The organism is Shewanella sp. SM69 (assembly GCF_025653985.1).
Classification (GTDB): domain Bacteria; phylum Pseudomonadota; class Gammaproteobacteria; order Enterobacterales; family Shewanellaceae; genus Shewanella; species Shewanella oncorhynchi.
In genome coordinates this window covers 107,667-132,187 of the sequence record NZ_JAKKRV010000001.1, presented here as the reverse complement: position 1 = coordinate 132,187, position 24,521 = coordinate 107,667, and the positions used below count along the sequence as shown (strand labels likewise).

Annotated in this window: 19 protein-coding genes; 16 read left to right on the top strand and 3 right to left on the bottom strand. The window is 47.8% G+C overall.

Going from position 1 to position 24,521, the window contains the following annotated elements; genetic code table 11:
• Nucleotides 1-2: 2 nt before the first annotated feature.
• The 14 genes from kdpA (at nt 3) to L5M37_RS00600 (ending at nt 18,662) form a co-directional block, all read left to right on the top strand.
• Entirely contained in the window at nt 3-1,727 is a 1,725-nt protein-coding gene (gene kdpA / locus L5M37_RS00665) for a potassium-transporting ATPase subunit KdpA (RefSeq protein ID WP_263199013.1), read from the top strand.
• A 2-nt stretch (nt 1,728-1,729) separates the two neighbouring features.
• Complete coding sequence (gene kdpB / locus L5M37_RS00660; protein ID WP_263199011.1) at nt 1,730-3,748, top strand: potassium-transporting ATPase subunit KdpB; 2,019 nt, start codon at nt 1,730-1,732, stop codon at nt 3,746-3,748.
• A 9-nt stretch (nt 3,749-3,757) separates the two neighbouring features.
• Entirely contained in the window at nt 3,758-4,357 is a 600-nt protein-coding gene (gene kdpC, locus L5M37_RS00655) for a potassium-transporting ATPase subunit KdpC (RefSeq protein WP_263181852.1), read from the top strand.
• Nucleotides 4,358-4,391: 34 nt separating this feature from the next.
• Nucleotides 4,392-5,144 carry a TorF family putative porin gene (locus L5M37_RS00650; protein WP_263199009.1) on the top strand — a complete coding sequence of 251 codons (753 nt, stop codon included), beginning with the start codon at nt 4,392-4,394 and terminating at the stop codon, nt 5,142-5,144.
• Between the two features lie 2 nt (nt 5,145-5,146).
• A complete protein-coding gene (locus L5M37_RS00645) occupies nt 5,147-7,807 on the top strand; it encodes a sensor histidine kinase (protein WP_113939544.1) in 2,661 nt (886 codons plus the stop codon).
• A gap of 49 nt (nt 7,808-7,856) precedes the next feature.
• Nucleotides 7,857-8,540: a response regulator gene (locus L5M37_RS00640; protein ID WP_028760150.1), complete on the top strand. Its 684-nt coding sequence runs from the start codon at nt 7,857-7,859 to the stop codon at nt 8,538-8,540.
• Between the two features lie 300 nt (nt 8,541-8,840).
• Nucleotides 8,841-9,257 carry a CBS domain-containing protein gene (locus L5M37_RS00635; protein ID WP_028760149.1) on the top strand — a complete coding sequence of 139 codons (417 nt, stop codon included), beginning with the start codon at nt 8,841-8,843 and terminating at the stop codon, nt 9,255-9,257.
• Nucleotides 9,258-9,379: 122 nt separating this feature from the next.
• Nucleotides 9,380-13,255, top strand: a complete 3,876-nt coding sequence (gene hrpA, locus L5M37_RS00630) for an ATP-dependent RNA helicase HrpA (RefSeq protein ID WP_411569056.1) — start codon at nt 9,380-9,382, stop codon at nt 13,253-13,255.
• Nucleotides 13,256-14,045: 790 nt separating this feature from the next.
• Nucleotides 14,046-14,204, top strand: coding sequence for a nitrate reductase (locus L5M37_RS00625; protein WP_028760147.1), 159 nt, complete (start codon nt 14,046-14,048; stop codon nt 14,202-14,204).
• Nucleotides 14,205-14,247: 43 nt separating this feature from the next.
• A complete protein-coding gene (locus L5M37_RS00620) occupies nt 14,248-14,505 on the top strand; it encodes a chaperone NapD (RefSeq protein ID WP_028760146.1) in 258 nt (85 codons plus the stop codon).
• A gap of 2 nt (nt 14,506-14,507) precedes the next feature.
• Complete coding sequence (gene napA / locus L5M37_RS00615; RefSeq protein ID WP_131525176.1) at nt 14,508-16,997, top strand: nitrate reductase catalytic subunit NapA; 2,490 nt, start codon at nt 14,508-14,510, stop codon at nt 16,995-16,997.
• A gap of 10 nt (nt 16,998-17,007) precedes the next feature.
• A complete protein-coding gene (locus tag L5M37_RS00610; RefSeq protein WP_263199007.1) occupies nt 17,008-17,493 on the top strand; it encodes a nitrate reductase cytochrome c-type subunit in 486 nt (161 codons plus the stop codon).
• A gap of 8 nt (nt 17,494-17,501) precedes the next feature.
• Nucleotides 17,502-18,089: a cytochrome c3 family protein gene (locus tag L5M37_RS00605; protein WP_028760143.1), complete on the top strand. Its 588-nt coding sequence runs from the start codon at nt 17,502-17,504 to the stop codon at nt 18,087-18,089.
• A 201-nt stretch (nt 18,090-18,290) separates the two neighbouring features.
• Entirely contained in the window at nt 18,291-18,662 is a 372-nt protein-coding gene (locus L5M37_RS00600) for a DUF1801 domain-containing protein (RefSeq protein ID WP_263144797.1), read from the top strand.
• A gap of 125 nt (nt 18,663-18,787) precedes the next feature.
• Here L5M37_RS00600 and asnS read toward each other — a convergent pair whose 3' ends face one another.
• Complete coding sequence (gene asnS, locus L5M37_RS00595; protein ID WP_105252305.1) at nt 18,788-20,188, bottom strand: asparagine--tRNA ligase; 1,401 nt, start codon at nt 20,186-20,188, stop codon at nt 18,788-18,790.
• Nucleotides 20,189-20,338: 150 nt separating this feature from the next.
• Between asnS and L5M37_RS00590 the strand changes: the two genes are divergently transcribed.
• The gene (locus L5M37_RS00590; protein WP_113939548.1) at nt 20,339-20,674 is read left to right on the top strand and encodes a hypothetical protein; all 336 of its coding nucleotides are present in this window, start codon (nt 20,339-20,341) and stop codon (nt 20,672-20,674) included.
• A 64-nt stretch (nt 20,675-20,738) separates the two neighbouring features.
• Here the strand turns inward: L5M37_RS00590 and L5M37_RS00585 are convergent, their stop codons facing one another.
• Together L5M37_RS00585 and pabB are read right to left on the bottom strand one after the other, a co-directional pair.
• Nucleotides 20,739-21,326, bottom strand: coding sequence for a CoA pyrophosphatase (locus L5M37_RS00585; protein WP_263199006.1), 588 nt, complete (start codon nt 21,324-21,326; stop codon nt 20,739-20,741).
• Between the two features lie 31 nt (nt 21,327-21,357).
• Nucleotides 21,358-22,770: an aminodeoxychorismate synthase component I gene (pabB, locus tag L5M37_RS00580; protein ID WP_263199005.1), complete on the bottom strand. Its 1,413-nt coding sequence runs from the start codon at nt 22,768-22,770 to the stop codon at nt 21,358-21,360.
• A gap of 119 nt (nt 22,771-22,889) precedes the next feature.
• On the opposite strand from pabB, the gene L5M37_RS00575 reads away from it, so the two are divergent.
• Nucleotides 22,890-24,434 (top strand): fumarate hydratase, encoded by a 1,545-nt coding sequence (locus tag L5M37_RS00575; RefSeq protein WP_168824126.1) that lies wholly within the window; start codon nt 22,890-22,892, stop codon nt 24,432-24,434.
• Nucleotides 24,435-24,521: the final 87 nt, after the last annotated feature.

Below are 24,521 nucleotides of genomic sequence, written 5' to 3'. Positions count from 1 at the left end.
TTATGTTTGAAATTACCCTTATTTTTACTACTGCGCTTGGGCTCGCATGGCTGTTGGGATCCTATATGACAGGGGTTTTCTCTGGTCAGTCCCATTTTTCAGATCGTTTATTTAATCCCATTGAAAAGTGGATTTATCGGGCTATAGGCGTAAATGCCCATTCGGGGATGACATGGAAATCCTATGGTGCGGCGTTTCTTATCAGCAACTTGGTACTTGGCATTTTGGCGTTTCTTATCCTTAAATTCCAACATGTGTTACCGCTTAACCCCGATGGCATAGGACCATTATCTTGGGATCTGGCTTTACACACTGCGGTGTCATTCCTCACCAATACCAATCAACAGCACTATTCCGGGCAGGCTCAGCTCAGTTATCTATCCCAAGGATTTGTCATTGTCACGCTGCAATTTGTCACTCCAGCCATGGCGCTGGCGGTTTGTGTGGCGATTTTGCGGGGAATGTTAGGCGGGTTGAATAATGACAGCGCCAAAGAGGGCGAGGCTCGAAATCTGGGTAACTATTATGTTGACCTAGTGCGCGGTGTACTCAGACTTATGCTGCCATTAGCGGCTATTGTGGCGCTGTTACTGACTTGGCAAGGCGTACCGAGTAGTTTTGACGGTGCGCAAAAAGTGAATACCTTAGATTCTGCATCACCTATCACTGAGCAGGTCGTTCCGATTGGCCCCGTTGCATCTATGGTGGCCATTAAGCAGTTAGGTACTAATGGCGGTGGCTGGTATGGCCCCAACAGCAGTAACCCGCTTGAAAACCCAACGCCAGTCAGTAATGCCATCGAAACCATAGCCTTAGTGCTGATCCCTATGGCCGTCGTCTTTATGGCTGGCGGAATGCTAAGACGCAAAAAATTTACCCTGATGGCTTTAGTTGCTATGGGTCTATTGAGCGTCAGTTTTCTGGGGGCGACTGTGTACAGCGAGTTGCAACCCAACGCCGCCTTTACGGGATTAAGCGCCCAAGGGCCGAATATGGAGGGTAAAGAAGTTCGCTTTGGACCTGAGCTATCAGCACTATGGGCTTCTTTTACCACGCAAACCTCTAACGGTTCGGTCAATGCCATGCACGATTCCTTCAATCCAATAGGGGGATTGATGACGCGTTCAGGCATGTTACTCAATGCGATATGGGGCGGTATTGGCTGTGGTTTTGTTAACTTTATCGTTTATGTGTGGATTGCTGTTTTCTTATCGGGATTGATGATTGGCCGTACGCCAGAGATATTTGGTCGTAAGCTCGAAACCCGTGAAATCACCCTTTTGGGAAGTCTATTAGTTTTACCTACCTTGTGCGTCTTAGGTTTGACGGCGATCACTGTGGCTATCCCGAGTATTACGGGCAACAGTAACCCCGGCTTTCATGGGATTTCGCAAGTCTTTTACGAATATACCTCCGCTTTTGCTAATAACGGTTCGGGTTTTGAAGGCTTAGGTGATAACACGCCTTGGTGGAATATCAGTTGCGTTATCGCCTTACTGCTCGGTCGATACCTGCCGCTGTTTTTACCGCTGGCGATTGCGGGGATGATGTCGAGTAAAAGAGTAAGTCCCGACAGTAACGCGAGCTTGAAGCTTGAGAGTCCCACCTTTTGTTTCACCCTTATTGCTGTGATTTTAATCATTAACTTCCTGTCTTTCTTACCTGCGGCGGTATTAGGGCCTATTGGCGAAGCTTTAGAACTTGCCACTATGAGTCTGGAGAAATAGTCATGCATAAACCTGCTCAAATATTAGATAGCGCCGGCGTGAAGCAAGCTGCCTTTGGTGCTGTAAAGAAAATGTCCTTAGTGAGTATGGCTGGTAACCCTGTGATGTTCGTGGTGATGGTGGGCGCTTTACTCGCCGCTTTGATCACTGGACAAAAGTTCTTCAATGGCGAGACTGTTGGTTTTGAGTTAGCCACGACCCTTATTCTTTTGCTTACCGTGTGGTTTTCTAACTTTGCGGAATCCGTGGCAGAGGCAAGGGGTCGCGGACAAGCGGCCAGCTTAAAGTCGGCGAAAGAGGCCTTGCAGGCTCGGCGCATACGCCACGGTGAGTTGGAATCAGTATCCGCAACTTTGCTTGTCAAAGGCGATAAGGTGAAGGTTTTACAGGGTGATTATATTCCTGCCGACGGTGAAATCATCGAAGGGATAGCCACTATCAATGAATCGGCGATTACCGGTGAATCTGCGGCTGTGCTGCGTGAAGCAGGCACAGATCATTCCGGTGTGATTGGCGGCACTAAGGTACTTACGGGTGAAATTACCGTGCTGGTTGCCAACGATCCGGGGAATAGCTTTTTAGATCGTATGATAGGGCTGGTCGAAGGGGCGAAGCGTCAGAAAACACCGAACGAAACGGCGTTGACTGTGCTACTTGCATCATTGACTGCGGTTTTCCTTATCGTGGTGGTGACTTTGCCACCCATGGCGGGTTTCGTCGGTGCAAGCCTTGATTACACTATGTTAATTGCGCTGTTAGTGTGTTTGATCCCAACGACGATTGGTGGCTTGTTACCTGCCATTGGTATTGCAGGCATGAACCGCGCCTTAGCCGCCAATGTGGTCGCTAAATCGGGTAAAGCCGTGGAAGTTGCGGGGGATATCGATACGTTACTGCTAGATAAAACTGGCACTATCACTTTCGGTGATCGTCAAGCGACCGCATTTTTAGCCGTGAAAGGCATTGCTGCTGAGATGTTGCGTGATGCGGCGGTACTGTCTTCTCTAGATGACCCCACCCCTGAAGGGAAATCTGTACTCAAATTGGCCATAGATTTGGGCGCGGTATTGCCCGTCAAACCTACGGATGCAACTTTTATCCCATTTACGCCGGAGACTCGGGTTTCTGGGGTCATTTTAACCGATGGTATTCAAGGCATTAAAGGCGCTGGCGATGCGATGCAGTTTTGGGCGCAGCAGCATCAAATTCACTGGCCTGAATCTGTTAACGCGCTTATCCGCAAAGTGGCTTTGCAGGGGGGGACTCCCTTAGTCGTCGCCAGTGGCACGCACATTTTAGGGGTTATAGCCTTAAGTGACGTGATTAAGCCAGGCGTTGCGGAGCGGTTTGCCCGTTTAAGGGCGCTCGGTGTACGGACCATCATGGTGACAGGGGATAATCCGCTAACGGCTGGCGTGATTGCCGCCGAAGCTGGGGTCGATGATTTTGTCGCTGAAGCTAAACCTGAGGATAAACTTGCCCTTATTCGTGCAGAGCAGGCCAAAGGTCGATTAGTGGCTATGGTGGGGGATGGCACTAACGATGCGCCGGCATTAGCGCAGGCCGATGTAGGTCTTGCGATGAACTCAGGTACCCAAGCCGCTAAAGAAGCTGGCAATATGGTGGATTTGGATTCTGACCCCACTAAATTACTTGCTATCGTTGAAGTCGGAAAACAATTGCTGATCACCCGTGGCGCCTTGACTACATTCTCCCTCTCCAATGATGTGGCTAAGTATTTTGCCATTATTCCTGCGGTATTTGCGGGGGCTTTGCCTGCGATTGGTGCACTGGATCTGATGCAGCTTCACAGCCCAACCTCAGCCGTACTCGCAGCGCTCGTATTTAACGCTCTTATCATTCCCGCCTTAATTCCATTGGCATTAAAAGGCATCAAACTCAGACCCATAAGTGCCGAAAAATTACTGCGAAATAACATGCTGATTTATGGCTTAGGTGGGGTGATTTTACCCTTTGTCGGCATTAAAGCACTCGACTCAATCATTGCACTTATGCTCTAGGAGACAGTAATGAATTCAATCGTATATACCACTAAAACCCAGCATGCCGTTATGGGATTGAGAGCCAGTCTCGCCCTGTTATTTGTGTGTGGCGTTGTCTATACCGGCACTGTGACTCAGCTCGGTGGCGCCTTATTTCCCGTACAAGCTAAGGGCAGTGTGATCCACAGGGATAATGTCGCGATGGGTTCTGAGTTCATCGCTCAGCCCTTTGTTAATCCGGCCTATTTTTTTAGTCGGCCGAGCGCTGTCGGTTACGATCCTATGGCGACAGGTGGTAGTAACCTTGCGCCGAGTAACCCGGCGTTACGTGAACGTGTGATGGCAACAAGCCAAGAAATCCAAGCCAGAGAATCCGTTAAGGCCGCTGATATTCCTGTGGATTTACTCGCCACATCGGGCGCGGGACTGGATCCTCATATTTCACCCGCTGCAGCCAAACTGCAAGTTGCGCGCGTGGCTCAGGCTCGACAGTTAGCCGAACCACAAGTGTTGACCTTAGTGGCGCAATTTATCGAACCACCGCAGTGGGGCATTTTTGGGCAAGCACGCGTCAATGTGCTCAAGCTCAACCTCGCTCTCGACCAGATTGCTAAACACGCTCAATAAAACAATATTCTACTGAATTTAAGGATAAATTTTTATGTTACATATTAATTGTTCACGCCTCTGTGCGGGTGTGATGATGGCGTTATCTTCACTCTCTATGGGCGCGCTTGCCAGCACTGAGACTCATGGGGGCAATGCCTCTTGGCAGAGTCAAGGGAGTGTGATGCTCATCAGTGATTATGCGTTTCGCGGTATTTCTCAAACTGATGAAGGACCTGCAGTTCAAGCAGGGTATAGCTTAAGCCATGATTCTGGCTGGTATGGCTCGCTTTGGGGCAGTAACATCGAATTTGGGGATGGAAGTTTAGAACTCGACTTGTCCGCTGGCTGGGCCAAGGATTGGGGTAATGGCTTAACAACGGACCTAGGCGTGATACGTTACCAATACTCTCAGGACGATACCGACCTGAGTTATAACGAAATTTATGCTGTGGTAAGCTACGCCGATGCTAAGTTAGGGCTGGTTTATTCTCCTGATTATTTTGGCGAGAATGTGGACGATTTTCAGTATGTTTATGCCAGTTATGAACCGCAACTGTTCTCTAATGTAAGTCTAGTACTGCATCTTGGGAGCAATTTTTTTGCTTCTCAGCAAGATATGGCACTGTTTTTAGGTTCTATGGCCGCAAGCAATAGCCACTATTTAGATTGGCGAGTTGGGCTGAACCTCAATATGACTGAGCAGGATGTGTTGAGTGTCGGTTATGTCGATACGGATTTATCGCAGAGTCAGTGCCAGTCCCTGTGTGATGCGCGCTGGATAGTGAGTCTTTCAAGGAGTTTCTAATCGTGGTACCAATCAGTCAAACACAGCAAGCCAATGCGCTCTTAAGTCAGATACAGCAAAATGATAAAGGCAAACTGACGGTTTTTCTTGGGGCGGCACCAGGCGTGGGCAAGACCTATGCAATGCTCAGTGCGGCAAGGGAAATGGCCCAGCAAGGTGTCGATTTGCTGGTTGGACTGGTGGAAACCCATGGGCGTGCCGATACCGAGGCCATGGTAGCGGGTTTTGAGGTATTGGCACGTAAACCCATTGATTATCATCATAATCGTTTAACGGAATTCGATTTGGATGCGGCGCTGCTTCGTCGGCCTAAGCTTATCTTAGTCGATGAGTTGGCCCACACGAATGTCCCCGGTAGTCGCCATAAACGGCGCTATCAAGACGTCGCAGAATTATTGGCTGCGGGCATTGATGTCTATACCACAGTCAATATCCAACATTTGGTCAGTTTGAATGATCTGGTGTTGCAAATTACTCAAGTGCGGGTACGGGAAACCGTCCCCGATCGCTTCCTTGATGAAGCCCATGAAATTATATTTGTCGATTTACCGCCATCAACACTCATCGAACGCTTACAGCAAGGCAAAGTTTATCTGCCAGAGTATGCTCGTTCGGCTTTAGATGCTTTTTTTTCGGTCTCGAACTTGACGGCACTGCGCGAATTGGCAATGAAAAAAGTCATAGAGCGAGTCGATGCAAAACTGATTTGTGAACTGGATGCCAAAGCACAGGGAACGGATTTTGTTCTCAAAGACAGATTGTTGGTTTTAGTGAGTAACAGCAGTGATCATCAGTATTTGATCCGCATAGGTCGGCAGATTGCCGAGCGGCGGCAAATTCCTTGGTTAGTGCTTTGGGTCGATACCGGCAAAGCGCTGGGCCTTTATCAGCGGAAAAGGTTAAATGAGGCCTTTGCCTTAGCGAAGGAACTTGGCGCGCAGACCGAAGTATTACGCGACACGAGCAGTTATCAGGCCATTTTACCTTACATAGCCCTGCATCGAATTAACACAGTATTAGTCGGCGCAGGTGTGAAACGCACCTATCCTTGGTGGCGTAAAAGGCTGTATCAACGCTTGATTGAGTCTGGTTTACCTGTTGAGGTGAGTGTCTATCACGCACCCGAAAACCAAATGCAAGTACGAGATCCCATTACGCCTAAAGCCAGTTTTGGTGATCTTCGAGGCCATATTCTTGGGCTGATTGGCGTGGTGGTTATTTTTCCGCTGGTGGCATTTTTAGATACTTGGCTCAGTAATGGCAATCTGGTGTTGTTATATGTTTTCTTGATTGTCAGCATTGGCTTAACCTATGGCGCTAGGCCTGCCATGGCAACTGCGGTGTGGTCTTTTTTCAGCTTTAATTTCTTTCTTACTGATCCCAAATTTACTATGAATGTAAATAGTCAGGATGATATTGCCACTTTAATCTTTTTGATGTGTATAGGGCTTATCAGTGGACCGGCGGCATCTCGGATCAGAAATCAGTTTATTTTACTGCGTGAGTCAAATCGTTATGCTGAAACCTTAAAAGATGTTGCCCAAGAATTATCGGTCGCCGATGATGAAAAAGCCCTTTGGCAAACGATAGGGCGCAAGATTGCTGGTTCAGTGAATGCTGATTGTTATATTGTTTTGCAGCGTAAAGACGGTCAGCGATCCTATTTACCGCTGCTGAATACGCCATTTAACGACCTTGATTTAGCCGCAATCGATTGGACCTTGCGCCATGGGCAAGCGGCGGGGCGTTTGAGCGATACCTTGAGCGCATCGGGTGTGAGTGTGTTCCCCATTGAACTTGAAGGTACGACGATTGGCGCGGCGATTTTAGATTGGCAACCTACGGTCAACGAACTCAGTCCGTTTGATAGAGAGCTTATTCTGGCCATGTTACAGCAAGGCGCTAATACATGGCGGCGTATTCAGTTAGTGTCAGATCTTGAATCGGCACGGGTGAAAACAGAAATTGAGCAGTTACGTTCCGCATTATTATCGTCAGTGTCTCACGATCTAAAATCACCACTCTCAGCCATGATGGGGGCGGCGGAGAGCTTAAAACTATTGAACAAACAATTGCTAGAGGCCGACCGTAACGAGCTACTTGATACTATTTTGCAAGAAAGCCGTCGCTTGGACAGCTATATCCAAAATCTACTCGATATGACACGCCTGGGTCATGGCACTTTGAGCATAGAGCGTGATTGGGTTTCGGCAGATGACATTATTGGCAGCGTACTTGGCAGGCTTAAACGTTATTTCCCTAACGCAATCGTTGAATATCACAGAGAAAAAGAGCCCCCACTCCTCTTTGTGCATGCGGCGCTGATTGAACAAGGATTATTTAACATTCTAGAGAATGCCGTTCGATTTTCACCACCAGAAGAGCCTATTTGTATTGAATTGACCATTTCTAATCACCGTTGCTGTATTGCCATTGAAGACAGAGGACCGGGGATTCCCGCCAGTCATAGGGATCAAATTTTCGATATGTTTTATGTGGTTGCCGATGGCGATCAGAAAAAACAGAATACAGGTATGGGGCTGGCTATTTGTAAAGGCATGATAGCTGCACACGGCGGTAGTGTTCGCGTTACCGATTGTCTACAGGGGCAAGGTACTCGTTTTGAAGTTGAATTGCCGTTAGACTATCCCGTTCCTGGCTAATCATTTTCAGCCAAAATATCCTTAATAAACCACAGAATGGACTAGAGACGTGGCAATAAAAATCGTGGTTATCGATGATGAGACCCAAATACGCCGCATGCTGCGGATTGCACTCACCAGTGAGGGCTATGACGTTACCGAAGCTGAAAATGGTCAGCAAGGACTCGCAGCTGTCGCTCGACAGCAACCTGAATTAGTTATTTTGGATTTAGGCTTGCCGGATATGGAAGGTCATCAAGTGCTACAGGAGTTACGGGGATGGTCCGATGTTGCTGTGATTGTATTGTCGGTTCGCAATCAAGATAAAGAAAAAGTCGCAGCATTAGATGCAGGCGCGCAGGATTATGTGACCAAACCCTTTAGTGTGGAAGAGTTACTGGCAAGGGTGCGGGCGATTTTAAGGGACCATATCAAACCTGAAAAATTACCCATATTAGATGACGGCAAGTTACAGATTGATTTAAGTCGCAGGCTGGTTAAAGTTGATCATCAAATTGTCGAACTCACACCCAAGGAATACGCAGTATTGTCTAAATTGGCGTCGTCACCTAACTGCGTTGTCACTCAGACTCAGTTGCTCAAAGAAATTTGGGGACCCGCTCATACAGAAGACACACATTATCTACGAATTGTGGTCAGTCACTTAAGACAAAAATTAGGCGACTCCCCGAGTGAACCTCAGTATGTGCGGACTGAGCCCGGTGTAGGCTATCGCTTTTATATCGACTTATAACTTGTATCAATAGCGAATTAAAACGTGTTGGAATGACAAGTAACATGATCACCGAAGACGGATGGTATTATCTGCCGCCATTGAAGCTCAATCAGATACTTGCCTGATTTCAGTTTGTAGTGCTCGCTTCAGTTAACTCTAAGTCGCTATTTCTGGCTGCCTTTGTTGACGCTATTTTTGTCCTGTTAGCTCTTGTTGACATAGGGTTATACACTAGATAAGCCCAATCGATATAAATCGCACATTCTTGTCGATATTTTGACTAGACTACAAACGTAGGGTTAATTCGAGGGAAAGACTATGGACTTAATTAAAATCCGCGACCATATGGATCGTCAGCCCGTGTTGCTGCGCGCTAATATGTCGCTCGCAACTGCGGTCGAAAAGTTGTTAGATAATAATAAAATGGGCGCAGCAGTGGTTGATGATACGGGCGATTTGGTGGGCTTTTTATCCCAGCAGGATTGTTTGGCTGTGATGATTAAAAGTAGCTATCACTGTGATATGACCTCAGTGGTGAAGGATTGCATGCGCACTGAAGTGCTGTTCGTTGGGCCAGATGACAGTATTTTGCAGCTCGCCGAACAAATGCTAGGGCCTAAACCTAAAGTGTATCCAGTGGTTGAACATGGCAAAGTCATTGGCACGATTAATCGCACCAATGTGCTCAAAGCAATGAATATCTATATGCAACAATGTTATCTGTCACCGGTTTAATCTAAGTCGAGCCAGTGCGAAACTGACACGCCATATACTGAGTGCAGAGTAAATTAGCAATACCATTACGCCACTTTCCTTGCTAGGATCGCCGTTTTTGATGCTAGCAATGGAATTTGGATTTGAACTCAGACAAACATCCGCTATCGAACGCCTTTCTTAATCTTTGTTATCAGAGCGACGCGTCGCGGATCCGTCGTCGTTTATTTAAGCTCAATAAAGAAGCCGACTCAGATAAAAAGACCCAAGTCTTAGCTCAGCTGAGCGAGCAAGCGCAGGCGGCGTTTGAGAAGGTTGAGCAGCGTCGTAACGCTCGGCCTAAAATCCACTATCCTGAAAACCTGCCCGTTTCCTTGATGCGCGATGATATTGCACGCGCGATTGCGGGCAATCAAGTGGTGATCATCGCCGGTGAAACGGGCTCGGGTAAAACGACTCAGTTACCTAAAATCTGTTTGGAACTGGGCTTAGGTTGCCGTGGCATGATAGGCCACACCCAGCCAAGACGTTTGGCTGCCCGCAGCGTGGCGAGTCGAGTCGCAGAAGAATTACAAAGTCCGCTCGGTGAAGTGGTTGGCTTTAAAGTGCGTTTTGCCGATGCGCTTAAGAGTGACTCTTATATCAAGTTGATGACCGACGGTATTTTACTGGCGGAATTAACCTCTGATCGCAATCTCGATCAATACGATACCATCATCATAGATGAGGCCCACGAGCGCAGCCTCAACATCGATTTTATTCTGGGCTACCTCAAACAAATTCTCAAAAGACGCCCCGATCTCAAAGTTATTATCACGTCGGCGACCATAGATGTTGAGCGTTTTTCTAAGCATTTCAACAATGCACCTATTATCGAAGTGTCGGGCCGTACCTTTCCGGTCGAAACCCGTTACCGACCCTTAGTCCAAGATAGCGATGCCGATTTAGATCAAATCGAAGGCATTTTTGCCGCCGTCGATGAACTGGTGGCCGAAGGGCTGGGCGACATTCTGATCTTTATGAACGGCGAGCGGGAAATTCGCGATACGGCCGAGCAATTGAGTCGGCGTAATTACCGCGATACCGAAATTTTGCCGTTGTACGCGCGTTTATCTTACGGTGAGCAGTCTAAAGTTTTCAGTAGTCACAGAGGTCGGCGGATTGTACTCGCGACGAACGTGGCGGAAACCTCGTTGACAGTGCCGGGCATTCGCTACGTTATCGACCCAGGTACGGCGCGTATCAGCCGCTATAGCTATCGCACTAAGGTGCAGCGTTTACCGATTGAACCTATCTCGCAGGCGAGCGCTAATCAGCGCCAAGGCCGTTGTGGTCGTGTGGGACCGGGTATTTGCATTCGTTTGTACGATGAGGCGGATTTTAATAATCGTCCGGCCTTTACCGATCCTGAAATCTTGCGCACTAACTTGGCTTCGGTCATTTTGCAGATGCTGGCCATCGGCCTAGGTGATATCGCCGGTTTCCCCTTTATCGAGCCACCCGATCCACGCCATATCCGCGATGGTTTCCTGTTGCTCGAAGAATTACAAGCGGTTGAGAGCAAACACGGCAAGCTAGTGCTGACACCACTTGGGCGCAACTTGGCGCAAATTCCTGTGGATCCGCGTTTGGCGCGTATGGTGGTCGAGAGTCAGCAGTTAGGTTGTTTGAACGAAGTGCTAGTGATTGCCGCGGGCTTATCGATTCAAGATCCCCGCGAACGTCCGATGGAGAAGAAGCAAGCCAGTGATGAAGCCCATCGGCGTTTTGCCGATCCCAGTTCCGATTTCGTCAGCTGGATAAACCTGTGGCAGCATTTAAAAGATCAACAAAAAGAGTTATCTGCTAGCCAGTTCCGTAAAAAGTGCCGCGATGAATATTTAGCCTATTTGCGCGTTCGCGAGTGGCAGGATTTATACGCCCAGCTTAAGCAAGCCGTGCACGATTTAAAGTGGCGCCTAAACGATACACCAGCCAATTACGACAGCTTGCACCGTGCGCTCTTATCGGGCTTATTGAGCCATGTGGGTTTTAAAGATAACAATAACGAGTACTTAGGTTCCCGTAATCGTAAATTCTTTGTGTTTCCCGGTTCGCCACTGGCCAAAAAAGGCCCTAAGTGGATCATGGCGGCTGAGCTTACCGAAACATCGCGCCTATTCGCTCGCTGCTGCGCCAAAATCGAACCCGAATGGCTAGAGCCCTTAGCGGCGCATTTGATCAAGAAAAGCTATGTGGAGCCACATTTTGAGGCAAAACCTGGCAGCGTTATCGCCCTTGAGAATCAAGTGCTCTACGGTTTGACGGTTGTGCACCGTCGTAAAGTGCAATACGGCCCCATCGATCCCGTTGAAGCGCGTGAGATTTTTATCCGCAGCGCTTTGGCTGAAGGGCAGTTACAGACCCAAGAAGCGTTTTTTGTCGCTAACCAAAAGCTGCTCGAAGACATTGAATCCCTCGAGCATAAATCCCGTCGCCGCGATATTTTGGTGGACGAGCAAGTGTTGGTGGATTTTTACGAGCCGCGGATCCCAGAAGGGATTTACAACGCCCAGCTGTTTTTTGGCTGGTGGAAGAAGGCAAAGCGCGAGCAACCGGATTTACTCGATTTCAGCAAAGCACTGTTAATGCAGCGCAATGCCGACCATATTTCGACCTTAGATTTTCCCGATACGTGGCACAAGGGCAATTTGCGCCTGCAGCTGAGTTATCACTTTGAACCCGCTGCGGCGGATGACGGCGTGTCGGTTCACATACCGGTGGCGCTGCTTAACCAAATCGACGATAGCGATTTTGATTGGCTAGTGGCAGGGCTAAGGGAAGAAAAGTGCATCGCACTGATCAAATCTCTGCCTAAGAGTTTACGACGCAACTTTGTGCCCGCGCCTGACTATGCCCGCGCTTGTGTGCAGGCCATGGTACCTTTTAGGGCCAGTTTGCTTGAGGCCATGTGCAAGCAATTATTGCGCATGAGTGGCACGCGTATATCGCCGGAAGATTTTGATTTAACGCAACTGCCTGCGCATTTGCAGATGAACTTTAAAATCGAAGACGATAAAAACAACTTAGTGGCTGAAGGTCGGGTGCTCGATACCTTAAAAGCCGAGTTGCAGGGCGTGGTGGCGAAGGCCATTCGTCAGGTGGCGGATAAAGGTATAGAGCAAGAAGCGTTAACTGAGTGGTCCTTTGGCGATTTGCCGCAGCAATATCAGCAGCAAAAAGGCAATTACCAAGTGCGGGCGTTTCCGGCGCTGATCGATAAAAAAGACAGTGTTGCGATCAAATTATTTGATGATGAATTTGAGGCCTTAGATGCCCATCGCCAAGGTCTGCGACGGTTATTGCTGCTAAACATTCCATCACCGGTGAAACACTTACAGCAAGCTTTGCCGAATAAGGCGAAATTGGCGATGTATTTCAATCCCTTCGGTCAAGTGCAAATCTTGATTGATGACATTATTGCCGCCGCTGTGCAGCAATTATTGGATGAAAAAGCCCTCGATGTGCGTAATCAAGCCCAATTTGAGCAGGCAAAGGATTGGGTTCGCCAAGAACTCAACCCGACCGCCGAGCAAATTGCATTGAAGGTTGAGCAGATTTTGACCTTGTATCAGAGCATTAAAAAGCGTCTTAAGGGCAAAATTAGCTTAGATATTGCCTTTGCTATGAGTGATATTCAAAGCCAATTAGACAAGTTAGTGTTTAAAGGGTTTGTCGAATCCTGTGGTTGGAATCGGTTAGCCGATGTGGCGCGTTACTTAAAAGCGATTGAAATCCGTGTCGAGAAGTTGCCAGTTGATCCGACCCGTGACCGTTTACATATGCAGAGCATCAACAAGGTTCAAGAAGCTTTAATCGCACAACTCGCTAAAGTGCCACGTGCTATGCCAACACCGCCTGCGTTAATCGAGGCGCGCTGGATGATTGAAGAGTACCGTGTTTCCTGTTTTGCGCAGGTGCTAGGCACGGCGTATCCGATATCTGAAAAGCGCATTTTGAATCATATTCAACAGGTTTAATGGACTGATTTAAAGGTTGAGCTGAACGCCTTTGTCCGATTAATGTAACAATAACGCGATCAAAAAATGACTAAACAAACCGAGAAAACTAACCATTTTCTCGGTTTTTTATTTTCCCTATGCTTACTCTTCTCACGCGATATACCTCCAGTGGTGCGCCATGAAACGGGCCTGCTTTAACGTTATATCTACTCATGTCATTCATGTCCTAGTTATTTACTAGTACCAAAGTTATTTACTCATACCAAAATTATCTACTTATTCTAGAGTTATCATTCTTCAATGGCTGAAAGTGAGCACCTTAGATAAAACTAAGTTATCAACTAGGAGAGATACTGCTCGGCACATAAAATAAGCGCTTTTTGGGGTGGCAGCGATGCTTTTATGCCGAATATCTTTCTTTTGGGATCAAGTCGTTATCTCGCATGTTTTTACACCTTTCTACTGCCTACTCCTTTATGAATACTCAGGTTTTTTTTGAGGTTTTTCTGTTGTTTTCTTGCCGTGATTTATCTATCCCAGCCGTTTATTGATCACAAAATCAGTTCAATAATCTAACTTGTAATTGCAAAAAACGTTTAAAAACTGAGATCTGACGAATACTCACATCAAATTGATGATCTGGATCAAGCATCATCCGCTTTACCAATTTGGAGGTATACATTTTGTTAACAACTAAAAGGTATGATCGCTTCGTGATCCAAAGATGCAATAGATATACATAAAACCTGCCGCTGGCGATTTTTTGCAGCGCATTCAAAGTGGCAGGAACACACCTCTTGGAGGATGCATGAGTGCTAGCACCGCAGAAGAAAAATCCTTAGAACTGAAAATCTTTATCTTTTTAACCGTGTTTCTCGCACCGTTATTGTCCGTACTACTGGTCAGTGGTCTGGGCTTTGCTATTTGGTTCAGCCAAATTTTGACGGGTCCACCGGGCGCTGGTTAAACGTAACATCATCAAATAGTTAAAAATAAGAGTGGAATGTCGGATGAGCAAAGAACTCCATATCACCAGTTTAGTGGTGCAGGTCTTACCGCAGAAAATGGCAGATGTTAGACAACAGATAATGACCATTGAAAATGCCGAACTTTCCGTCAACAACGAAGTGAAATTGGTCGTCGTGATCGAAGGCGAGACGCAACGCGCCTTGATGGACAGTATCGAAGCGATCAATGCCATTCCGGGCGTGTTATCAGCCACTATGGTTTACCACCAGAGTGAAGTGCTCGAAGAGGGTGAAGAATGAATATGAACAGACGTGACTTTATCAAGGCCAATGCGGTGATTGCCGCTGCAGGCGCCGCTGGTTTAGCCTTGCCCGCAGGCGCAAGCAACTTAATTACCAGCTCAGAAAAAACCAAATTAGAGTGGAATAAAGCCCCATGCCGTTTTTGCGGCACGGGCTGCTCTGTGATTGTCGCAACTCGCGACGGCAAAGTGGTTGCCACCCATGGCGATGCCAACAGTGAAGTGAACCGTGGGCTCAACTGTATCAAGGGCTATTTCCTGTCGAAAATCATGTATGGCAGCGATCGCTTAACCACGCCTATGCTGCGGATGACAGATGGCAAATACGACAAGCACGGTGAGTTTTCGCCCATCAGTTGGGACAGTGCCTTTGACATCATGGCGCAAAAATGGAAAGAGACCATTAAAGCCAAAGGGCCAACTGCTGTGGGCATGTTTGGCTCTGGCCAATGGACTGTGTGGGAAGGTTACGCTGCCGTTAAGTTGATGAAAGCGGGTTTTGGATCGAATAATATCGATCCGAATGCGCGTCACTGTATGGCGTCAGCCGTGGTCGGGTTTATGCGCACCTTCGGTATCGACGAACCTATGGGTTGTTATGACGATATGGAAGCCGCCGATGCCTTTGTCCTTTGGGGCTCGAATATGGCGGAGATGCACCCGATCCTCTGGAGTCGAGTGACAGACAGACGTCTCAGTGCCAGCCATGTAAAAGTGGCCGTGTTGTCGACTTTTGAACACAGATCCTTCGATTTGGCCGACTTGCCGATCGTGTTCACCCCGCAAACCGATTTAGCCATTTTGAACTACATAGCTAACTACATCATTCAGAATGATAAAGTGAACTGGGACTTCGTGAAGAAACACGTTAACTTCCGTCAGGGCACAACAGATATTGGTTATGGTTTGCGTCCGACACATCCCCTTGAGAAAAAAGCGAAAAATGTTAAAACGGCGGGGGATTCAACCCCAATTGATTTTGAGACCTTTAAAGCCTTCGTGGCGGATTATAGCGTCGAAAAAGTCAGTAAGTTGTCGGGCGTGCCCGAGGATAAACTGATTGCGCTGGCCAAGCTGTATGCTGATCCCGACATCAAAGTGACCTCATTTTGGACCATGGGTTTTAACCAACATACCCGAGGTGTGTGGTGTAACAACCTGATTTATAACATTCATCTCTTGATGGGTAAAATTTCAACCCCTGGTAACAGTCCATTCTCTTTGACGGGTCAACCATCCGCCTGTGGCACGGCCCGTGAAGTGGGGACGTTTTCCCACCGTTTACCCGCCGATATGGTCGTGACCAATCCTGAACACAGAAAGCATGCCGAAGACATTTGGAAGATCCCAAGCGGCATTATTCCACCTAAACCCGGTTATCACGCTGTCGAGCAAAACCGTCGTCTAAAAGATGGCGACTTAAATTGTTACTGGGTGCAAGTGAACAACAATATGCAGGCGGGCCCAAACATCAATGAAGAAGGTTTACCGGGTTACCGTAACCCTGCCAACTTTATCGTGGTGTCCGATGCCTATCCGACGGTTACGACTCAAGCGGCCGATTTGATTTTGCCCACCGCTATGTGGGTGGAAAAAGAGGGCGCCTATGGTAACGCCGAGCGCCGCACTCAGTTTTGGCATCAAATGGTGCAGGCACCGGGTGAGTCCCATTCGGATCTGTGGCAATTGATGGAGTTTGCGAAGCGTTTCACTACAGACGAAGTCTGGCCTAAGGATGTATTAGCGGCGAACCCTGAGTTTAAAGGGAAAACCCTATTTGAAGTCCTGTATCAGAACGGTAATGTTGATAAGTTCCCGCTTGCGGATGCCGATCCTAAGTATTTGAACGATGAGGCTAAACACTTTGGCTTCTATGTCCAAAAAGGCTTATTTGAGGAATATGCGACCTTTGGCCGCGGCCATGGCCACGATCTCGCCCCATTTGATGTTTACCATGAGGCTCATGGTCTGCGTTGGCCTGTGGTCGATGGTAAAGAAACCAAGTGGCGCTTCCGTGAAGGCACAGATCCTTATGTTAAAGCGGGGAAGGGCTTTGAGTTCTACGGTCATCCCGATGGTCGTGCGGTGATTTTCGCGCTGCCCTATGAACCTGCCGCAGAAGCGCCCGATGAAGAATATGATATCTGGCTGTCGACGGGTCGAGTGTTGGAACACTGGCATTCGGGTTCTATGACCCAACGTGTGCCTGAGTTATATCGTGCCTTCCCCGATGCCGTATGTTTTATGCACCCCGAAGATGCGAAGAAACGCGGTCTGCGCCGTGGCGATGAAATTCGCGTTGTGTCCCGTCGCGGTGAAATTAAGACCCGAGTCGAAACCCGTGGCCGCAATAAACCGCCCGTGGGTTTAGTGTTCGTGCCTTGGTTTGATGCTAGCCAGCTCATTAATAAAGTCACTTTAGATGCGACAGATCCCTTGTCAAAACAAACTGACTTTAAAAAGTGTGCGGTGAAGATCGTCAAGGTTTAAGGAGAACACGATGAAAACCCTAAAATTAGTCTCAGCGATCGGTTTATTGGTATTTGGCTCATTAATCATGACCAGTGTGTCTGCCGCCAGTATTCCCGAAGAGAAAATCGATACCCTGCGCTTAGCGCCTATCAATATCGAGCCTACGCCACCTGCGATGCAAAGTGTGCGTAATACCGATGTGAAGGAAGTGCGCAGCTATCCCATGCAACCACCGGTGATCCCACACAAGATCGACGGCTATCAGCTTGATCTTAAAGTGAACAAGTGTATGGCTTGCCATGCTCGTAGCCGCATTGGGGATTCGCAAGCGCCTATGGTCAGCGTCACGCATTTTATGGACAGGGACAATAACTTCTTAGCCGAGTTATCGCCGCGCCGCTATTTCTGCACTCAGTGTCATGTGCCGCAGTTAGATGCCAAGTTGCTGGTCGAAAACGACTTTGTGGATATGGAACATCTGATCAAAGCCAACACTGAGCAGAAAAAACACTAGGAGTTAGCATGTTAGATAAACTGAAAAAAATCTGGCAGGTACTCAATCGTCCGAGTGTGCATTACAGTTTAGGTTTTTTGACCTTAGGTGGTTTTGTGGCTGGCGTGATTTTCTGGGGTGGATTTAACACTGCCCTAGAAGTGACCAACCAAGAAGCTTTCTGTATTGGTTGCCATGAGATGGAAAATAACGTCTATCAAGAGTTACAGACGACGATTCATTTCACTAACCGCAGTGGCGTGCGGGCGACGTGTCCCGATTGCCACGTACCGCATAACTGGACCGATAAAATTGCCCGTAAGATGCAGGCATCTAAGGAAGTGTGGGGTAAGGTTTTTGGGACGATTAATACCCGTGAGAAGTTTGAAGATAAGCGTCGTGAACTGGCAGAACATGAGTGGGCAAGGTTAAAGGCCAATGATTCGCTCGAGTGTCGTAACTGCCATAACTTCACTTACATGGACTTTACTCGCCAATCACCCAGAGCGGCGCAGATGCACTCAACATCACTGGCAAGCGGCGAAAAGACCTGTATCGACTGCCACAAGGGGATTGCTCATCATCTCCCTGATATGGCCGGTGTGAAGGGGTTTTAATCTAGGGCGCAGTGTTTATCCGTGTGACTTAGCCTTGCTAAGTTGGACAACTCCAGCAAAAGGCCAAGCGTACTCCACGCTTGGCCTTTTTATTTGCACGTCACTATTTTTTAGGGATGCTTCAATAGGGTGTTATTCAGTCCGATTAGCGCGCTACAATCTGACTGAGATAGTCTTGCTTGTATGAGAGGTAAAGAGATCATGATGGAAGATCAGCCGCAACTTGAAAAACTGTTAGAAGATATTTTATGTACCAGCCCGAGTCTGTTTGAAATAGTGCAGGGGGTGCGACAGGAGGTCAAAACTGCCGCTACCACATCGTCGCTGGCCATTACTGAAGCCGTTAAGTACGGCGGTATACTCTTTAGCACCAAAGCCAGTTTTTGTGGTGTGTTTGCCTATAAACAGCATGTTTCATTGGAGTTTAGCTTAGGCGCGAATCTTAGCGATCCACATCAGGTACTTGAAGGCAGTGGCAAATTTCGTCGCCATATTAAGTTGGTGTCAATCGATGATATTGCTGCCAAGCGAGTCGCGGAATATATTGCGCAGGCGTTGAGTCTGGCGGATTAATGGTTGTTTAGCCGCATGATGTGACTAAAACGGACGAACAAAAAAGGAGCTGAATATTCAGCTCCTTTCGTTTTGCTAAGGTTTAATAGAGATGTCTTAGCTATGCAGTCCCAAGTTAAGGGAGATTAGAAGTTCGCAGTGCGCGGTGCACGTGGGAAAGGGATAACATCACGAATGTTGTTCACGCCCGTCACGTAAGACACTAAACGCTCAAACCCTAGACCAAAACCTGCATGTGGCACTGTGCCATAACGGCGCATATCACGGTACCACCAGTAATCTTCTTGGTTCAGATCCATTTCTGCTAGACGCATATCTAGCACGTCTAAACGCTCTTCACGTTGAGAGCCACCGATGATCTCACCGATACCTGGGGCTAACACGTCCATCGCGGCAACAGTTTTACCGTCATCGTTTAAGCGCATGTAGAAGGCTTTGATATCTTTTGGATAGTTCTTCACTACCACAGGGGCTTTGAAGTGTTCTTCGGCTAAGTAACGCTCATGCTCAGAAGATAAATCGATACCCCAAGACACAGGGAACTCGAAGGTTCTGCCACAGTTTTGCAGAATTTCAACCGCATCCGTGTAATCTACTTGAGCAAAATCGCTTGAAACGAAAGATTGCAGACGGTCGATCACAGTCTTATCAACGTGTTGGGCGAAGAAGGTTAAATCGTCCATACGCTCAGTCAATACGGCATTGAACGCGTATTTCAACATAGCTTCGGCAAGGCCTGCGATGTCGTTTAAGTTGGCGAAGGCGACTTCAGGCTCAACCATCCAGAATTCCGCTAAGTGGCGGCTAGTGTTTGAGTTTTCAGCACGGAAAGTCGGGCCAAAGGTATACACTTTTGACAGTGCACAGGCGTAGGTTTCAGCGTTCAACTGGCCAGATACGGTCAGGAAAGCTTCTTTACCGAAGAAATCTTTATCGTAATCGACTTTACCCGCTTCAGTACGCGGCAGGTTTTCCATATCTAAGGTCGATACGCGGAACATCTCACCGGCACCTTCGCAATCTGATGCTGTGATAAGTGGGGTCGATACCCAAATAAAGCCTTCTTCGTGGTAGAAGCGGTGAATCGCTTGGGATAGACAGTTACGCACGCGAGCAACGGCACCAATAATGTTAGTACGTGGGCGTAAGTGCGCTAATTCGCGTAAATGTTCAATTGAGTGACGCTTAGCAGCCATTGGGTAAGTGTCTGGATCATCAACCCAGCCAGCGACTTCAAGTTCAGTCACTTGCAGCTCAAATGCTTGGCCTGCACCAGGAGATTCCACCACGTCGCCCGTCATTACAACAGAGCAACCCGCAGTCAGCTTTAACACTTCGTTGTCGTAATTATCTAAGCTATTGGGCACGACACCTTGGATAGGATTAAAGCAAGAGCCGTCGTAAACAGCTAAAAAAGAGATGCCGGCTTTAGAGTCACGACGGGTTCTGACCCAGCCACGCACTGTGACTTTAGAACCGACGGCGTGCTCACCTTTAAATACAGATGCGACAGATGCAATGCTCATTGTTGCTTAATTCTCCAACGAAACGTTTTATATGAAAATTTTGGAGGTTTATATTACCTTGCTGGTGGCTTTTCTCAAGCTGAAAAAGGTATCCTGAGGTTAATAATATCGATATTGAGCGATATAGTGAGTTAAACGGCGGGAGGCGGTATGAGCAAGACTAGAATATTTCAAATTATCCTTGCGACCTTATCCATTTTAGGCTGGGCAATAGCCGTCTATGCGCTATTAGTGTTTAGTGATGCAAGGCCAGACCGTGAAGTTGGGGCCTATTTAACCCGTGGCGCGACATTTAGAGTCCATTGGGACCCACATGAAACCCAATTATTGCAGTATTTGATTTGGGTTTGTGGCGGTATTAGTTTGGTCAGTTTAGCGTTTAACTATTATGTCGCCCACCACAGTCGTATGGGTTATTGGTTTAATATTCCCATGTTGCTGCTAACGTCGATTGTCGCCGGTTTGTATATCCATTTGGTGGTTTAAGCTAGCCATTGTTTGGCTAATTTAACAGTTTGGCTTTTTAACGGTTTAGCAATGGCAAGTGAAGTCAGATGATATTGGCAGGAATGCTTAACTGGCGGCACAGATGGTCGATAATCGCGGCAGTCGCACCCCAGATAAAGCGTTGTTGATAGGGAATAAAATGCACGCTGTAGTAGCGCCCTTGGCGTAAAAAGCGTTTTTGGTGGCGATTGCTCGGCTCAATAAAAAAGCTTAATGGCACAGTAAAGCAATCGGCTACCTCACCGGGATCGAGTTTCCAATCAAATGCCTGCTTGATAATGCCGACCACGGGCGTGATTTCAAATCCGGTAAAAGTATTGTGGGCCGGAAATGTGCCCACCACATCGACGTTATACCGCGATAATCCAATTTCTTCTTCAGCTTCCCTTAACGCCGCCGCAATTGCATCGACATCGTAGGGCTCAATTTTACCGCCGGGGAAACTGATCTGCCCTGGATGGGCGCGAAGGTGCATGGGTCTTTGGGTCAAAATTAGATTTAGTTCACCGTTGATATCCTGCAGCGGGATCAACACCGCAGCTTTGCGCAGTCCAAGGTGTGGGAAGGCCGCCGGATCTTGCAGCGCTAAAGGGTGCAGATTAAATCTGAGTCTAAATTCCGCTTGATCCATCGACGTTCTCGTTACTGTTTAGTATGAAAGCTTACGGCTTTTGCGGCTCTGCGCCAAGCAAAGGCAAAATCCGGCTGATCTTATCAAAGGTTTCTTGGTACTCGGCATTCACTTCTGAATCCGCCACTATGCCGCCGCCCGCCCAGCAATAGAGTTTCCCCTGCTCAGCCACAATAGTGCGAATGGTGATACTGGTATCCATTTGGCCATCTTGGCTGATATAGCCCATAGATCCACAGTACAGACTGCGCCGTGAAGGTTCGAGTTCTTCGATAATTTCCATGGCACGGATTTTCGGTGCGCCGGTGATTGAGCCGCCGGGGAACGCCGCGCGCAGTAAATCACTCGCCGTGAATCGGCTATCAAGCTTGGCCGTCACCGTACTGACTAAGTGATGCACGGCAGGAAAACTTTCAATCTCAAATAGATGCGGTACACGTACTGAGCCTGCTGCCGCCACTTTGCCGATATCATTACGCAGTAAATCAACAATCATGACATTTTCGGCGCGATCCTTTGGTGAGTTTGCCAGTGTATTGGCGGCTTTCACATCTAATGCGGGATCGGTATGACGCGGCAGTGTGCCTTTGATAGGTTTGGTTTGAATATCGTCACCGCGAAGCTGAATAAAGCGCTCGGGTGAAATCGATAAAATCGTGTTTTGCGGCAGACGCATAAAGGCCGAGAAGGGTGCTTTATTGGCATTGCGCAGTTGGCTATAGGCTGACCATTCATCGCCTTGATAATGGGCTTCGAATCTTTGGGTTAAATTTATTTGATAGCAATCACCGCTGTGTAAATAGGCTTGAACTGCTGCAAATTTTGCCGTGTATTGGGCTTTGTCTATCTGTGCTGTCCATGGGCTAGTGAGCATGAATGCGGCGGAATTTGGCTTTTTGGCGATTTTATCTTGAATTTTATTCAATTCAATATCGAGTGCTGCTTCACCTAAATAATGCAGCAAATGCCAACATTGGTCTTGGTAATCAAAAACTAACGCCCAGTCGTAAAAACCGATGTTCATCTCTGGCAGTTGTATATCTTGCTTGGCCGTTATCGGCAGGGATTCAATTCTGCGGCCTAAATCGTAGCTAAAACTGCCCATTGCGCCACCACTAAAGGGCAGAACGCAATCAAAAGATTTTGAATACCAATGGGTTAATAAAGTGTTGAGTAACTCGAAGGGATCACGGTTTGGGTCTATTGCCTCGGGTAAGCTCAAGCTCGTATCGATGAGCTTTATATCGCTACGCTCGCCCTGAGTCACTAACGTTGCGATAGGATTGGCGCAAATGATGTCGAATCTGGCGTCTTGATGCGGCGCGTTCGCCGAATCTAACAGAATTGCCCAAGTGTCATTTGCAAAGTGTTCGAACAGTGCTGCGGTACTTAATGTCCAGTCAAGTTGGCGTGATGCAAGCTGTTTTGACGCCCTAATTGCCATCGATTAACCCTATTCAAAATGTGATGTAGCCCAAAAAGATGTGAAAGAGTATCATATTGGCCCAGAAAGAATTAAACAAAAACAAGTTAGGCCGCAAAGGCTGCTGGAGCGCTCCTACTATGTCATCTCACCATAAAATGTCTGAAACTTCTGTGATTAAACAAGCCGACTTTATTGAAAGTGTGGCGGATGCTTTGCAATACATTTCTTATTACCACCCGAAGGATTTTGTTGATGCCATGAGCCAAGCTTATGAGCGTGAACAAAGTGCGGCGGCGAAGGATGCAATTGCCCAGATCTTAATTAACTCGCGTATGTCGGCCGAAGGTAAACGTCCTCTGTGTCAAGACACTGGGATTGTGACCACTTTCGTGAAAGTGGGCATGGGTGTCCAATGGGACAAAACCGATATGACGATTCAGGAAATGGTCGACGAAGGTGTTCGTCGTGCCTATACCAATCCTGATAACCCACTGCGCGCATCAATAGTGTCAGATCCTGCGGGCAGCCGTAAAAATACCAAAGATAACACGCCATCTGTGGTGCATATTGACATGGTGCCAGGCAACCATATTGAAGTGGCGATTGCGGCTAAAGGTGGCGGCAGTGAAAACAAAGCTAAGATGGTGATGTTAAACCCATCAGATGATATCGCCGCATGGGTAGAAAAAACGTTACCGACCATGGGCGCGGGCTGGTGTCCACCGGGTATGCTGGGTATAGGCATTGGCGGCACGGCAGAAAAAGCTGCCGTATTAGCTAAAGAAGCGCTGATGGAAAGCGTGGATATCCATGAGTTGCTCGCCCGTGGCGCGCAAACGACCGAAGAAAAGCTGCGTTTAGACATTTTTGAGCGCGCGAACAACTTAGGCATAGGTGCCCAAGGTCTTGGCGGTTTAACCACAGTGTTAGACGTTAAAATCAAATCGGCGCCTACCCATGCGGCTTCAAAGCCAGTGGTGATGATCCCGAACTGCGCGGCGACTCGCCACGTACATTTCCATTTAGATGGCTCAGGTCCTGCGGAATTAACGCCGCCATCATTGGCCGATTGGCCAGAAATCACCCGTGAAGTGGGTGATGATGTGCGCCGCGTTAACTTAGATACTGTGACTCAAGCGGATATCGAGCAGTGGCAGAGCGGTGAAACCATTCTGCTGAGCGGTAAAATGCTCACAGGTCGCGATGCTGCCCATAAGCGCATTCAAAGCCTGATTGAAAGCGGTGAAGGTCTGCCAGAAGGCGTGGACTTTACGGGTAAATTTATTTACTACGTTGGCCCCGTTGATCCAGTCGGTGCTGAAGTTGTCGGTCCTGCGGGCCCAACCACAGCAACCCGTATGGATAAATTCACTGACTTAATGTTAGAGAAAACTGGTCTTATGGGCATGATAGGTAAAGCTGAGCGCGGCCCTGCGACAGTTGAATCAATCAAAAAACACAAAGCGGTATATCTGATGGCCGTTGGCGGCGCTGCGTATTTAGTGTCTAAAGCGATTAAACATTCTCGCGTCGTGGCCTTTGCTGATTTGGGCATGGAAGCGATTTACGAGTTTGATGTGCAAGATATGCCAGTGACTGTGGCTGTGGATTCGCATGGTGTGAACGCCCATGAAACTGGCCCAGCAATTTGGAAAGTGAATATCGCCAACGCGAAAGCGTAAAGGTGAGGATGCAGCGGATTGAACTTGATGGCTTTTTAAGCAAAACAGCTTAAGTTTGAGTTCTGATATCTGTTCTTGAGGTAAAAC